Below are 13,844 nucleotides of genomic sequence, written 5' to 3'. Positions count from 1 at the left end.
TTTGATTTCATCCACTATAATTTGAAAACTTCCCGAATTTTAATCCACTGTCACGCAAAACTGCAAAAAACAAGGATACGCCGTGCTATACCGTTTACAGAAAGTCGTCCGCCACATCGCCCAAACCGAAGTCATGCCGCGTTTTCTGAACACGCCGTCACGACGCAAGGAAGACGGCTCGGTTTTGAGTGAAGCAGATTTGGCCGCACAAACCGCTTTTGCCGCCGCCCTGCCCTTATTGGAGGATTGTCCGATGTTGGGCGAGGAGATGAACGTTCAGGAGCAAACCCGTTTGTGGAACGAACATTCAGACGGCCTGTGGATTGTCGATCCTATCGACGGCACAAACAACTTCGTCAACGGTTTGCCGCATTTTGCCGTATCCGTCGCACTGGTTAAAAACGGCCACTCCGAATTGGGCGTGATTTACAATCCGGTCAGCGGCGAATGTTTCTATGCCGAACGCGGCAAAGGCGCATTCCTCAACGGCACACCGCTGCCGCTGCGTTCCGGAAACAAAAAACTTAACGAATCCATTGCCGGCGTAGAAATCAAATACCTGCGTTCGGGCAAACTCGCCAGCCGCATGAATACCCTTGCCCCATTCGGCACAATCCGCAGCATGGGCAGCAGCACGCTCGATTGGTGCTACCTTGCCAGCGGCCGCTACGATATTTACATCCACGGCGGACAAAAGCTGTGGGACTACGCCGCCGGCGCATTGATTTTTGAAGAAGCCGGCGGCTGCCTGACTACTTTGGAAGGCGACGATTTTTGGAGCGGCGAACATGTATTCAAGCGTTCCGTCATCGCCGCATTGCAACCCGAACTGTTTCAGCAATGGGTGAAATGGATTCGAGAAAATCAGTAAAAATGCCGTTTATCTTCAAAAAATCACGATTATCTTGCAATTTATTGAAATTATTTCACTTCTTAACAGCATTTAATACTAAAAATAGTAGAATACTAATCGCTGACACAACACCGCTCTTTCATCCCTTTTGGGCGGTGCAGCAAGTAAGACGTTTTCCCGCAATGTATTGGCCATTCATACTTCTCCCTTAGTATGAATGGTTTTTTTTATCTGCAAAAACAGCTCAGGCCGTCTGAACGTTCAGACGGCCTGTTTACATTACTATTTGAAAAACTGTCCGCAACACGCCTTAAACTTTTTGCCCGAACCGCACAAACAAGGCTGTTTCATCGTCGGCAAAGCAACGGTCGGATCAATAAAGTACCAACGCCCGTCTATTTTCACAAACGCCGACAATTCATGATGGCACTCGGTTTGCCCGTTCTCTTCAAAATACGCCTCAAACTCGACCAAAGCATGCAGCTTGCCAAACGGCACATGACGGATAACCTTCAATCCCGACCACTGCGTCTGCTTACTCCATACCGCCAAATCCTGCTTGTCCAACAAATTCTGCTGCTCAGGGACAGTCGTGTCCACGATATAGTCGATTTCCTGCAAAACATACGCGCTGTAACGCGAACGCATCAACTCTTCCGCCGTCGCGGCCGCCGCCTCACGTGCATGAAACGGTGCGCAACATTCCGTATAAACACGCCCTGACTGACAGGGACAAAGTGTAGCCGTCATTCCTAATTACCCGAATAAATCCATTTCAAAATTATAATATTATAATGTAAACCCGACTCAGGCCGTCTGAAAATGAGTGTAACGAGTTTCGCTAAAACGAGCGTGGAGAGTTTCGCTAAAATAAGCAAAGCGGGTTTCGCCAAAACAAACGCAACAATCTGATATAATGCGCCTTTTCGATTTTGACTATCCATGATGACCATTCCCATCCAAAGCATCAGCCGCCTGTTGCCGCAAACCCAATGCCGTGAGTGCGGCTACGAAGGCTGCTTACCCTATGCGCGCACCCTGTCGACAGGAGAAGCGCCGGTAAACCTGTGCGCGCCGGGTGGGGAAACCGTCATGAAAGACATTGCCGACCTGTTGGGCAAACCCTACCTCGATCCGGCAAAAACGCAAATCAAAGCCGTAGCCCTGATTGACGAAGCTATCTGCATCGGCTGTACCGCCTGCATCCGCGCCTGCCCTGTCGATGCCATTATGGGCGCGTCCAAACTGATGCACACCGTCATCAGCGACGAATGCACCGGCTGCGGCTTGTGCGTTACCCCCTGCCCCGTCGACTGCATCGACATGGTTCCCGTATCGCAGCCCTTCCTGCCGTCCGCACGCCGTTTCAGCACCTCTGCCGAACCGCGCTTTGCCGCCGCCGAACACGCACAAAGCCGTTTTGAACGCCATACCGCGCGCAAACAGCGCGACGATGCCGAACGCAAAGCCCTGCTGGCGCAACGCGAAGCCGCCGTCAAAGCCAAACAGGCCGCACAGACACAAACCCAAACAGCCGCACCAAGCGCCGCATTCAACCCCATGGATTTGATTGCCAAAGCCATGGCCAAAGCGCAATCGCAACAGGACAAACTTGTCTCCTCCGACAACCGCGAAGACTTCAAAGCGCGCCAAATCGAAGAAGCCAAAGAACGCGCCGAACTGCGCCGCGCCCAACGTGATGCCAAATACGGCAACGAAGCCGAAAGAGCCGCCGCCATCGAATTTCTGCGCCGCTACAAAGCCGAGCAGGAAGCGGCCAAAGAAGCCCGCTGATTTCCAAAACAACAAACCCATTCTGACCGCATCAGGCCGTCTGAAAACATTGCACGAAAACCAATAACTTTATGACCACACAAGAATTTCCACACCAGCATACCGCCCATTGCGAAAGCGGTGTGATGTCCACCCTACTCAAATACCATGGCCACAATTTAGACGAAGCCATGATTTTCGGCATTGCCCACGCACTGACATTTGTCTGGATGCCGCTGATCAAATTAAACGGCATGCCGCTGGTTTCCTACCGTACCGCGCCGCGCAGCATCATCAAAAACACCTGCAAAGCATTGGGGCTGAAATTATCCGTCCGCAAATTTTCCGACGCACAAAGCGGACAAGCCGCATTGGATGCCGCGCTGTCCTCAGGCAAGCTGGCAGGTTTGCAAACCTCCGTCTTCTGGCTGCCGTATTTCCCGCCGCAAATGCGTTTCCATTTCAACGCACACAATCTCTTGGTATACGGCAAAGACGGCGGCGACTACCTGATCAGCGACCCCGTATTTGAAACCGTGCAGCGCTGCGCCGCCGAAGATTTGCAGCAGGCGCGCTTCGCCAAAGGTGTATTGGCGGCAAAAGGCATGATGTACACGCTGGAAAACGACAGGTCGTCTGAAAAAGTTCAGGCCGACTTGCCCGCCATCATCCGCAAAGCCATCCGCAAAAACGCCAAACAAATGCTCACACCGGTCTTTTTCATCGGCGTAAAAGGCATCCGCACGCTGGCCAAAAAAATCGAATCCCTGCCCGCCAAACAAAATGAGAAATACCAAAAACTGTTTCTCGGCCATTTGGTGCGGATGCAGGAAGAAATCGGTACCGGCGGCGCAGGTTTCCGCTACATCTACGCCTACTTCCTCGAACAGGCCGCCCATATCTGCAACGAACCTGCATTTCAGACGGCCTCAGAACAAATGACCGCCATCGGCGACCAATGGCGTCAATTCGCAGCAATGTGCGTGAAACAGTGCAAAAAACCATCCGAAAACGGTTGCCGCAACATTGCCGAATTTCTGCGCAAAATTGCGGATAATGAAGAAGCATTGTGGCGCGGATTATTGAAATAATCAGGATTTATTCGATCCAGATTAATCTACCGTGGATTATTTTGACATTCAGGCCGTCTGAAAACTAAAAGAAATTAAAAATGCGTTACCTAGCTACTGTCTTATTATTGTGTTCTGCCTTAACCTATGCCGCGCCGCCGGACGGCTTTGCTTTGGTTCATGATGCCGACGGACACACCAACTTGCGCAAAAGACCCGATTTGAATGCCAAAGTCTTGGCAAAAATTCCCAACGGCACACCGTTGGAATGTATAGAAGAACTCAGTGAAAACAGGTCGGACTTCTGTTTTGTTCAGCTACAACAGGCAAGTGCCGACAATTTTGGCTTTATCCATTACAGTCGTCTGATATTTCCCGCCTCCGACAAAAACTTCGTCCGACTGCGTGAACAATCCGATCGCGACGATACGCTGACTTTGTCCGGCAACGGACAAACAGTACGCATCGCTGCACGCCGCCTCCATCTAAAACGCAGTGATTTCTCCAGTATCAGCAAAGACAACTTCACTGCGCGTCTCTATCAAGGCAAGCCGTTCTATGGCATGGACTCTATGATTCCCAAAAGCGTGTTCGCGCTTGAACGTATCACGCTAAACGGTCAAGCGGTTCCCGCTGCCGAACTGCAAGGACTGTTCTCGCCCGATTTTGCCGCTACCGCACGCGGCAGCAATGTATATCACGGCTGGAAAGCCTATTACCGCCACAGCGATAAGACACTTTATCTGTTCGGCAGACAAGGTTCGGACGGCAATCCTTTCGATGTCTGCTTTATATTTAAGGACGGTAAATTCCAGCGCCGTTATTTATGGGGTGCTGCGATATAAATATCGCTCGAAAAGGTCGTCTGAAACCATGATTCAAATCCAATCCCTCTCCCACCGTTATCCCAAAACCGAAACCGCCGCGCTGGACAATGTGTCGTTCGATATTGCCGACGGCGAATGTTTGGGGCTGCTCGGCCACAACGGTGCGGGGAAAACAACGCTGATGTCGCTTTTGGCAGGCTTGCAGGAAGTACGGCAGGGCGAAATTTTGTTTGACGGCAAACCGTTGCGCCTGTTGAGCCGCAGCGAGCGGCAGAAAATCGGTTTGGTGCCGCAGGATTTTGCGTTTTATCCGCAGCTTTCTGTGTGGGACAACTTGCTGTTTTTCGCTTCGCTTTACAAAGTGCGCGACAAAGGCCGTCTGAATGCGCTGTTGGAACAGACCGACCTGACCGCCCACAAAAACAAAGCGGCGAAGCACCTTTCAGGTGGGCTTAAACGCCGTCTGAATTTTGCCATCGGCCTGATTAACACGCCACAACTGGTGTTCCTCGACGAAATTACGGTCGGCATCGACCCACAGTCACGCCGCTTTATCCTCGACAGCGTGGCGGATTTGACACGGCAGGGGGTAACGGTGGTTTACACCTCGCACTATCTGTCGGAAATCGAGCAGCTTTGCGGCAAAATCGCGCTGCTGCAACACGGCAAACTGGTGTATCACGGCGGTTTGGACGAGCTTTTAAGCACGCAAACCGGTGTCGTGCGTTTTACCGTCGAACCGCCGTTGCCGCCTCAAACGCTGGCCGCTTTGGGTGCCAAGCAAGTGGACAGCCGCGGCATGATGGAAACGACACACGATGCCGCCGCCGTTTACGCCGCCCTGCAACAAAGTGGCGCGCAAATCCGCTACTTCCAGCAGGGACACGGTTCGCTGGAAACGTTTTACCTCGATTTCCTGCGCAAAGACGAACCGGCAACAGATAAGCAAAATCCACAATGACGACTTCCTCCCTCCTCAAAGAACTCAAACTGCTCTGCCGCGACCTGCACGGTTTGGCCGTGTTGTTTGTGATGCCCATCGCCTTCATGCTGATTATGTCGTTGGCTCTGAGCCGTGACCAAGACCCGCACACCGACAGCCGCATTGCGCTGGTCGGTGCAGCAAACGACAGCGTCAATACCGCGCTGGCAGCCGCGTTGGAAAAAGAGCAGATTCATGTCACGCTGATGTCGTCTGAAAAACTGACCAACGCGCAAAACGGCTTGCACGACAAACGTTTCCAACTGGTGCTGCACAACCCAAATGCCGCCTCCGGCAAAATCACTGATGACAAAGCCCTGCAAATCTATGTACCGCCCGATACCGAGCCTTCATGGCTGGCAGCGGTCAAAGGCGTTTTGCAGCAGCACTACACCCAAACGCGGCTAGACGCTTATTTCGACAACAACGACGGCATCAAAATCGACAATAAAAAACTGCCCCGCTCCATCCGCAAAGACATCCAGAAAAAAGTCGATGAAAAAAACGACGAACAATTCGCCGCCGTGCGCAGCTTTTTAGATAAAAAAATGCTAGAAGAGCATTACCTGAGTGCAGGCAGCGGCACAGTGGAAAAACCCAACGCCGTACAGCACAGCGTCCCCGCATGGCTGATTTTCGGTATGTTTTTCATTATGATACCGCTGTCGAACGTCATGGCGCTGGAACGCCAGACCAACACCATTACCCGCCTGCGTCTCGCCCGCGCTTCCGCGTCCGGCCTGATTGCCGCCAAACTCGTCCCCTATTTCCTGATTAACCAGCTTCAGTTTGTCGGAATGCTGCTGCTCGGCCGCTACCTGCTACCTGAAATCGGCGTTCCCGCCCTCATACTCAATGGCAGCCTTGTTCCCTACGCGTTGCTGTCCGCTGCCGTCAGTGCCGCCACCCTTGGCTACGCACTGTTAATCAGTGTCTGTGCAAAATCTACCGAACACGCCGTCGTCCTCGGTGGCGGCGGCATTATCCTGATGGCGGCAATCGGCGGCATTATGGTGCCCGCCCACGTCATGCCCGAAACCATGCAACAACTTACTTGGATTTCCCCGATGGCTTGGGGCTTAAAGGCTTTTCAGGAACTGCTGCTCAACCGCAGCGGACTGGACGGAATCGGCCGTTATCTGCTTTTACTGTCAGCATTCTCTTGTGCCACGCTGACTGCTGCCGTATTGGTTTATCGTAGGCAGTTGCAGACGCAGGTAAGGTTTTAAACGTTTGTCTGCCCTAGGTAGACAAACTTATTTCTCAAAACCATTCCTATAAAACTTCAGGCCGTCTGAAAGATATTTTCAGACGACCTGATGCTTGATGTGCTATGGATTGTTTCAATAACAAAATATTTTCAACAAAATCCTAAAATCCAAACGTAAAAAAACCTGCTTTTTTCAAAGCAGGTTTTCATATTTGGTGGGTCGTGAGCGATTCGAACGCTCGACCAACGGATTAAAAGTCCAAATAATAAAATATAACTAATTGTTTCTAAACAGAGTTGAAGCCAGCACCTTCAGTCTGATACAGTTTAATCTTGCCTTATCTCGGCACAAACTAGACACATACCACAGAACGAAAATCCAAGCATTTTTACTCAATTTGCTTTGATTTTCGTTTTTTCTTTTCAGAATAAATAAAGGAAAAATAATGGGTAGAACAATTCGTAACGAACAACCCGATGGTTGGAACGGTTCGCATCTTCTTGAATGTACGCATTCATTAAATAGTCGGTCTCGGATTGATTACTTGATGTATTGTAATGTGTTGAAGACTATGTCTGACGGTCGTCTGAAAGTGTATGTTTATGGAACACGGTATCACTCAATTGAGGGTGGCCGTATCCGTTATGTAAATGATTGGCAGGTGTCCCCTGCCGAGAAATGGGGTGTGAAAAAAACATGAAGAGAATATTGATATTGACAACATCACTCTTTGCTTTTTACCAAACATCAGCGATTGCCGATGCTCCATACCCTCAATACGCTGCATTAGTTGAAAAGCATGCAGCATTACAGCGTTTGGACAAAAATATAGTATGGGCAGTTATGGGACGAGAAAGTTCCGGTAACCGTTATGCTCTGTCCAATAAGAATGCACGGGGTTTGTTACAGGTAATACCTCCCACTGCTGCAAGAATGGGGGTAAATCCGAAAAACCTCTACGACCCGGAACAAAACATCATCGCAGGTACACGTTACCTGCGTTTTTTATGTAACCACTTTCCCGACAAATCCAGCCCACATGGTTGCAATATTGATTTGGTACTGGCTGGGTATAACGCCGGTGAGGGAGCTGTCAGGAAATATGGAGGTATTCCGCCTTATCGGGAAACGCAGCACTACGTCCGCAACGTGAAAGAACGTTACGCACGATTGAGCGGCAATCGTACTGTTTTGGCTTCACACCCTGTTCAGCCTGTTAAACCGAAGCCTATACCTGCTGTTGCGCGATCTAACAGCTCGTCTGAAAACATAGTCAAAGTAGCAGCCCAAACACCCGTCAAACGATACGCGGAATGGGATGTATTTAAAGAGTTTTAACTGCCTTCGGGCAATTCTTACTTACCGCTAAATGCGGTTTTTTTTGTCTTTTAAAAAGGAAATGATGATGAATTACATCAAAAAAGCTGTAACCAATACACAAACAGTTGCAACAGTTGCCTTGTTAACGGTTGCGAAAATGACACTCGCAGACGGGTTTAATGAAGTTACAACAATAGCCACAAATATCAGGGCAGGTATGTATACATTGGTAGGTGTTCTTGCCGGTGCTGTCTTACTTTGGACTGTTTTTCAAATCAAGGCCGGTCGTAAAACGTGGTCTGATTTTTTAGAAACAAGTTTATTAACTTTCGTTGCTGGTGGTGCAATCGTATTTGCAACCTACTTGTTTACCAAAGGTGGCTCTATTAGCTTGTAAGTTGATTGAACTGGTTAACTTTATGAAAAGAGAAGATATTCATACAGAGCAGTCAACATTCAACGGTTTAAGTCGTCAGGCTATGCTTTGGGGTATTCCCCTTCCAGCGGTTGTAGCCTGTATATTTGTAGGAATGATGACTGCAATGTTCTCAATGCCTTTCCTCCAAGGGAAGGCATTGTTTTTTCTACTGTTGCCTTTTCCAATTTTGGCTTTCTTCCGCACCATCTGCGTTAACGACGATCAAGCCCTAAGAATTTATTTCTATGAAACAAAATACTTCTTACGTCGCAGAAACGCCAAAATGTTCAACGGCACCAATACCATTCTCGCTACAAAATTCGGGAGACAACAAAGTGATTATCAGCGATTTTTTGAGCAACGCTCTAAAAGCGCAACCGGCACAGTCGGATTTTCTACCGAAAATCTGCCAACACGTTACAAACAACATCGTTAATTACAAAACTGGACATCTCGCCTTCGTTATCCGCATGGAAGGCCTGCCGTTTGACGGTGTGGACGACAAGCACCTGTTCACGCAGTTTGTATCGTTACGCAACCTGCTCGCCGGTATGGGCAAAACCCTGGGCAACCGTTTGGCGGTGTGGGGAACGCTGCAACGCCAAAAGATTGTCTTTGACCGTGAGTACAAGTTTCAGACGGCTTTCTGTCAGCAGTTTGCTGACAAGTATCTGAAACGCTTTCAGGAAGCGGATTATTTTGAAAACGTGTTCCATTTGACGGTTTTGATTAAGAACGACTATTTGGAAGCAGGTATTAAAGAAGCAGAGGAGCAAATTCAGATTCTGATGCGTTCACTCGAACCATACGATCCGTATCTTTTGACTGCCTATAAGAATGAAAACGGTGTTGCCTTCTCGGAGGTGTACTCGTTTTTTGGTAGCCTAATTAATGGAACACGGGAAGAGATTCCTTTGTCTTTCGTTGATGCTTATCAGACTATTCCAGGAGCTAATCTGCATTTTGGCTCGGATTTGTGCGAAATTCGTTCCCAAAACGGGACTCGTAAGTTTGCACAAATGTTCGATCTGAAAGACTTTGGGATTAGTAAACCTAAAATCTTGACATCAATCTTGCGCTTGCCTTGTGAGTTCACATTCACTCAAAGCCTTGTATTTATTAATCCCTACGACATGCAGGGTGAAATCAGGAAGCAGTTGAACAATCTGACATCGGTCAACGACAAAGCAACCGCGCAACAGGAAGAGCTGGAAGAAGGTCAGGGCTTGCTGGTATCGGGCGAACTTATGTTCGGCGACTATCATGCGGCGTTGGTTGTGTACGGTAAGACGGCGGAAGAGGCGGCGGCAAACGGTGCGCGTGCTTATTCCACATTCCTGAATGCGGGTGGCTACCGCTTTACCAAGGCTGGGCTGTCTGCTCCGGCGACATTTTTCAGTCAGGTGCCGGGCAGTAAGGAAAGACCTCGCTCTTTCCCGAAAACGACAACAAACTTTGCGACAACCTTCGGCATACACAACTACTCGCACGGTAAAAAACAGGGCAATCCGATTGGTGACGGCTCAGCAATTATGCCGCTGCAAACCACATCCAAGACGATTTACGATTTCAACTTCCATTTCTCAAATCTGAAGGAGGACAACCTTGGTGAGAAAATCGCCGGACACACACTGATGTTGGGTGCAACCGGTACGGGTAAAACCACTTTGCAAACATCAATGATGGCGTTCACAGAACGCTTCAATCCTTATATGTTTGTGATGGACTTGGACAGAGGTATGGAAATCTTTATCCGCGCCATCGGTGGTTCTTATTTTGCCTTAGAAGCAGGTGTGCCTACCGGGTTAAATCCTTTTCAACTGCCTGACACACCTTCAAACCGTGAATTCCTGTACAGCTTGGTCGGCATGTGTGGAGCGGACGAGAATGGCAAATTGACGGCTACGGAAGAAAAGGAGATTCAGGCTGCTGTCGATACCCTGTTCAGTATGGATTATGAAAACCGCCGGTTCAGTCATCTACTGCAAAGCATCCCTGTTGTTCCTGATCCTAATTCACTGCGTATGCGCCTGTCCAAATGGTGCGAAAGTGAAGGCGGACGGTTCGCATGGTGCCTGGACAACCCAACAAACTTGTTTGATGCCGAACAGTTTTACCGTGTCGGCTTTGACTTGACCGATATTCTGAAGGACGACTATCCGCCGACCGCTCCGGTTTTAGCGTATATGTTCCACCTGAGAAATATCATGATGGACAAAGTTGCCAAAGAAGACGGCATCCTTGCCTCCATCATTGAAGAATTTTGGTATGCTGCCCGGTTTGAGGCATTGCAGGACATCATGCTCAAAATTCTGAAAACCGACCGTAAACGCGGCGGCTGGTTGATTTTGGTGTCGCAATCACCGGAGGATGCGATTTCTTGTCCTATTTTCCCGGCGATTGTGCAACAAACACCAACTAAAATCTTTCTGCCGAATCCTGATGCCGAATTTGAAAACAGCTACGAACGTTGTGGCCTGACGCTAAAAGAGTTTGAGGAACTTTCCAAACTCTCGTTGGAAAGTCGCACATTCTTGGTTAAGCAGTCGAAACAATCGGCTTTTGCCATGCTGGATTTGTACGGTTTTCATGATGAAATGGCTTTCCTGTCAGGTTCATCTGATAACGTTGAGTTGTTGCATCAAATTATGGAAGATGTTGGCAGTGAAAATCCGGATGTTTGGTATCGCCCATTTCTTGAAACCCTGCGAGAACGCCGTGAAGAGAAGAAAAATGCGCGAGCCGCATAATATTCTTTTAATTTAACGAAGGCTGTTTGAATTTCAAACGGCCTTTTTTTTTGCCGCTTGATGCGGCTTTCAACAAGGAACTTATGATGAAATTGAATCTGAAGAAAATATCCGCTATGGCTCTTCTTGTTACGAGTTTAGCAGCTATGCCTTTAGCAGTTACAGCTAGTGGTATTCCGGTAGTTGATGGTGCAGCAGCAGCTCAACGCGCCCAAAACTTCATTCAGCAGATGATGGAGATGGCTAAGCAACTCGCACAAATGAAACAGCAGTACGAACAACAGGTTAAACAGTTTAAAGCGATGACAGGTTCGCGCAATATGGGCAATCTTTTGAAGGATACGCTCAAAGACCAAATTCCGTCCGAGTGGAGCGAGATTTATAAAGGCGCAAAAAATATCGACTATAAGTCTGTAATTAATAGTAAGGCTTATAACCCTGAAACGGCGCAACGAATGGCTGTGCATAACATGAAGGAGATGGAAAAAGTCTTTAACTCGATGGAGACACAACTTAAATCTCTGTCGCGCTTGATGGACGAAGTCAACAATACACAAGACATCAAAGCCGCTACTGATCTGCAAAACCGTATTTCTGTGGAACAGGCAAAAATCGCCAACAATCAAACCAAGCTGGATATGCTCGATCGGTTGTATAAACGACAACAAGAAATCGAACAGCGCCAGTATGCTTCCCGTGAAGAATGTATGGCACGTCATATCCGTGATCGCAACTATGCGGTCTGCAATCAGTAGTAGCTTTATTGTGCTGCATTCGGGAGTAAGCGAATGCAGCACTAAATAAAATAGGGCAAATTATGGAAACAACTTCTTATTTTTCCGAACTCGCCAACTTTCTACTAAACGGTATGGGAACTAATCTGTTCCAAAAATCAAACAACATGATCAGCGGTATTGCTCCGGTTTTTCAAATCGGCTTTGGGATTTATATCCTGTTGATCGCGTTTGACTATTACAAACGGGGGTTTGATGAAAATGTCGTGGATTTGGGTAAGCGCATGATCGGCTGGTTGCTAATTATCGCTTTTGCGTTCAATTCCAGTCAGTATCAGAAACTCGCCAATATCATGTGGATGTTGCCCGAAAATCTGAGTGGATTGTTGGGGACTTCAACCTATACTGCAAGCGCGTTGGATACCCAAAGCAACAATATCTTAAAGATGATGGAGAATATTTTTGCGTATGCCTCTTCTTTGGATATGCTACAAGTATCAGATAAGCTGATGCTTTATATTGGTGGTACGGTTGCTGTTATATTGGCTTATTTGTTCTTTCTCATTACATTTGCTTATTACCTAATTGCCAAACTATCATTGGCGATGGTAATCGTCATCGGACCTATGTTTATAGGTTCAATGTTGTTTCCTGCAACACGGCAGTGGGGCATGAATTGGATAGGGCAAATCCTTAATTACTCAGTTACAGTAGTGTTTTACGTTATTCTAGGTGCATTGCAGAATGATTTTTTCAAGAACCAATTAGAAAGAGCAGTAGTTGGAGAGATCGGATCAGTTGCTCAGGTAGTCGGTTTGATTCCGCTCTTTTTCCTATCAACAACAATTTTTATTTTGGTTGCCTGGAGTATTCCTTCGATTTCTTCCGCTTTAACGGGTGGGGCATCTGTAAACGGTTTCAGTCGAACCGTTATGTCTGTGGCAAGATGGGCAAAAGGTGTGGAACTTCCCGGTGGCGGGAAAGTCAAAAAGGAATAATCCAATTTTAGGAGAATATGATTATGACTTTCGTAACTAAAATGCTTTGGTGGATGTTGTTGCTTTCTGTGAGCACATTGATGTTTATCGGTATGTTCGGCAACTTGATGGAAAGTTCTTTGGCCAGATTAGCCGGGCTATGTATCGGTTTATCGATTTTTGGATTATTTTTTAAACTGCTTGACCGACCAGTACCGGTTCGTTTTGATGATTAATACTCTAAGGGTTTAAATATGGATTATCGCAAGATTACTAAATTTGCTGCTATAACAGCCCTGAGTTTGGGCTTGAGTGCCTGTGCTGAACTGACTGACGGCCTCAGCGCCATCAACGGTACTTTGGCGGGCATTAATTCAGGTATGGCCGGTTCGGGAGCAGGGCAAGCTAAAGACACTTTGTCTTTAGGCAGTAAATCGACAGCTCAATACGAATTAAAAAACTTGAAAATGCTTGTTGTCCAAAGAGGTGGCAGTTATAAGGGGGCGATTCCACAGGCAGATATAACCTTTACTGGTGAGGCTTTAAACAAAACCAATCGTCTGATTGTGGTTAATGTGTCCGTTCCTATTTATGACAAACAGGGTTATTATGTGTCGGCAGTATCAACCGACATCCACATACCTCCTAAAGAGAAAGTCAAAATTGACAACTTTCGTACAACTCTTTCTCTAACCGATGATAATCGTTTCAATATTCAAAAAACGCAATATCACGCAACAACCTATTAATCTATCTGTGAAGAACACCCCAATCGGGGTGTTTTTTTTGGGCTTATCGATTCATAAATCAAGGAAATCCCCGTGAAAACCATCCTTCTTCTCTCCCTTTCTATCGCACTTTGTGCATGTTCCGGAAAAAAGCCTCCTCAACCTCACGGTACGCCTTTTCCGATTAATTCAACTATTCAA

Annotated in this window: 15 protein-coding genes; 14 read left to right on the top strand and 1 reads right to left on the bottom strand. The window is 47.7% G+C overall.

Going from position 1 to position 13,844, the window contains the following annotated elements:
* Positions 1-82: 82 nt before the first annotated feature.
* Entirely contained in the window at positions 83-871 is a 789-nt protein-coding gene (locus O3660_RS06785; protein ID WP_049350881.1) for an inositol monophosphatase family protein, read from the top strand.
* Positions 872-1,135: 264 nt separating this feature from the next.
* Here O3660_RS06785 and O3660_RS06780 read toward each other — a convergent pair whose 3' ends face one another.
* Entirely contained in the window at positions 1,136-1,603 is a 468-nt protein-coding gene (locus O3660_RS06780; RefSeq protein ID WP_003684664.1) for a YchJ family protein, read from the bottom strand.
* Between the two features lie 195 nt (positions 1,604-1,798).
* On the opposite strand from O3660_RS06780, the gene O3660_RS06775 reads away from it, so the two are divergent.
* The 13 genes from O3660_RS06775 (at position 1,799) to O3660_RS06715 (ending at position 13,664) form a co-directional block, all read left to right on the top strand.
* Positions 1,799-2,647 (top strand): RnfABCDGE type electron transport complex subunit B, encoded by an 849-nt coding sequence (locus tag O3660_RS06775; protein ID WP_371464773.1) that lies wholly within the window; start codon positions 1,799-1,801, stop codon positions 2,645-2,647.
* Positions 2,648-2,718: 71 nt separating this feature from the next.
* Positions 2,719-3,717, top strand: coding sequence for a BtrH N-terminal domain-containing protein (locus O3660_RS06770; protein WP_049352415.1), 999 nt, complete (start codon positions 2,719-2,721; stop codon positions 3,715-3,717).
* An 80-nt stretch (positions 3,718-3,797) separates the two neighbouring features.
* Positions 3,798-4,541 carry an SH3 domain-containing protein gene (locus O3660_RS06765; protein WP_049352417.1) on the top strand — a complete coding sequence of 248 codons (744 nt, stop codon included), beginning with the start codon at positions 3,798-3,800 and terminating at the stop codon, positions 4,539-4,541.
* Positions 4,542-4,569: 28 nt separating this feature from the next.
* Positions 4,570-5,484: an ABC transporter ATP-binding protein gene (locus O3660_RS06760; RefSeq protein WP_049352418.1), complete on the top strand. Its 915-nt coding sequence runs from the start codon at positions 4,570-4,572 to the stop codon at positions 5,482-5,484.
* Positions 5,481-6,734: an ABC transporter permease gene (locus O3660_RS06755; protein ID WP_049352420.1), complete on the top strand. Its 1,254-nt coding sequence runs from the start codon at positions 5,481-5,483 to the stop codon at positions 6,732-6,734. The genes O3660_RS06760 and O3660_RS06755 overlap by 4 nt, the downstream gene beginning before the upstream one ends.
* Positions 6,735-7,394: 660 nt before the next feature.
* On the top strand, positions 7,395-8,054 hold the full coding sequence (locus tag O3660_RS06750) for a lytic transglycosylase domain-containing protein (RefSeq protein WP_371464719.1): 660 nt from the start codon (positions 7,395-7,397) through the stop codon (positions 8,052-8,054).
* Between the two features lie 67 nt (positions 8,055-8,121).
* Positions 8,122-8,433, top strand: a complete 312-nt coding sequence (locus tag O3660_RS06745; protein ID WP_371464718.1) for a hypothetical protein — start codon at positions 8,122-8,124, stop codon at positions 8,431-8,433.
* A 22-nt stretch (positions 8,434-8,455) separates the two neighbouring features.
* Entirely contained in the window at positions 8,456-8,890 is a 435-nt protein-coding gene (locus O3660_RS06740; RefSeq protein WP_371464717.1) for a VirB3 family type IV secretion system protein, read from the top strand.
* A complete protein-coding gene (locus tag O3660_RS06735) occupies positions 8,790-11,204 on the top strand; it encodes a conjugal transfer protein (protein ID WP_371464716.1) in 2,415 nt (804 codons plus the stop codon). Before O3660_RS06740 ends, O3660_RS06735 begins: the two co-directional genes overlap by 101 nt.
* Before the next feature lie 83 nt (positions 11,205-11,287).
* Positions 11,288-11,959, top strand: a complete 672-nt coding sequence (locus O3660_RS06730; protein ID WP_371464714.1) for a type IV secretion system protein — start codon at positions 11,288-11,290, stop codon at positions 11,957-11,959.
* Positions 11,960-12,021: 62 nt separating this feature from the next.
* A complete protein-coding gene (locus tag O3660_RS06725) occupies positions 12,022-12,936 on the top strand; it encodes a type IV secretion system protein (RefSeq protein ID WP_049351082.1) in 915 nt (304 codons plus the stop codon).
* A 23-nt stretch (positions 12,937-12,959) separates the two neighbouring features.
* Positions 12,960-13,151: a hypothetical protein gene (locus O3660_RS06720; protein WP_152333321.1), complete on the top strand. Its 192-nt coding sequence runs from the start codon at positions 12,960-12,962 to the stop codon at positions 13,149-13,151.
* Positions 13,152-13,169: 18 nt separating this feature from the next.
* Positions 13,170-13,664 (top strand): hypothetical protein, encoded by a 495-nt coding sequence (locus O3660_RS06715; RefSeq protein ID WP_049323729.1) that lies wholly within the window; start codon positions 13,170-13,172, stop codon positions 13,662-13,664.
* Positions 13,665-13,844: the final 180 nt, after the last annotated feature.

Source organism: Neisseria sp. 27098_8_139, from assembly GCF_041433195.1.
GTDB classification, from domain to species: Bacteria; Pseudomonadota; Gammaproteobacteria; order Burkholderiales; family Neisseriaceae; genus Neisseria; species Neisseria subflava.
This window is presented reverse-complemented; position numbering and strand designations above follow the sequence as displayed.

What these genes read in the sequence shown, in the direction of transcription:
- O3660_RS06750 (WP_371464719.1), top strand. Translation starts at nt 7,395, where the DNA reads ATGGGGTGTGAAAAAAACATGAAGAGAATATTGATATTGACAACATCA.
- O3660_RS06715 (WP_049323729.1), top strand. Translation starts at nt 13,170, where the DNA reads ATGGATTATCGCAAGATTACTAAATTTGCTGCTATAACAGCCCTGAGT.
- O3660_RS06760 (WP_049352418.1), top strand. Translation starts at nt 4,570, where the DNA reads ATGATTCAAATCCAATCCCTCTCCCACCGTTATCCCAAAACCGAAACC.
- O3660_RS06745 (WP_371464718.1), top strand. Translation starts at nt 8,122, where the DNA reads ATGAATTACATCAAAAAAGCTGTAACCAATACACAAACAGTTGCAACA.
- O3660_RS06720 (WP_152333321.1), top strand. Translation starts at nt 12,960, where the DNA reads ATGACTTTCGTAACTAAAATGCTTTGGTGGATGTTGTTGCTTTCTGTG.
- O3660_RS06725 (WP_049351082.1), top strand. Translation starts at nt 12,022, where the DNA reads ATGGAAACAACTTCTTATTTTTCCGAACTCGCCAACTTTCTACTAAAC.
- O3660_RS06730 (WP_371464714.1), top strand. Translation starts at nt 11,288, where the DNA reads ATGATGAAATTGAATCTGAAGAAAATATCCGCTATGGCTCTTCTTGTT.
- O3660_RS06775 (WP_371464773.1), top strand. Translation starts at nt 1,799, where the DNA reads ATGACCATTCCCATCCAAAGCATCAGCCGCCTGTTGCCGCAAACCCAA.
- O3660_RS06765 (WP_049352417.1), top strand. Translation starts at nt 3,798, where the DNA reads ATGCGTTACCTAGCTACTGTCTTATTATTGTGTTCTGCCTTAACCTAT.
- O3660_RS06780 (WP_003684664.1), bottom strand. Translation starts at nt 1,603, where the DNA reads ATGACGGCTACACTTTGTCCCTGTCAGTCAGGGCGTGTTTATACGGAA.
- O3660_RS06755 (WP_049352420.1), top strand. Translation starts at nt 5,481, where the DNA reads ATGACGACTTCCTCCCTCCTCAAAGAACTCAAACTGCTCTGCCGCGAC.
- O3660_RS06740 (WP_371464717.1), top strand. Translation starts at nt 8,456, where the DNA reads ATGAAAAGAGAAGATATTCATACAGAGCAGTCAACATTCAACGGTTTA.
- O3660_RS06770 (WP_049352415.1), top strand. Translation starts at nt 2,719, where the DNA reads ATGACCACACAAGAATTTCCACACCAGCATACCGCCCATTGCGAAAGC.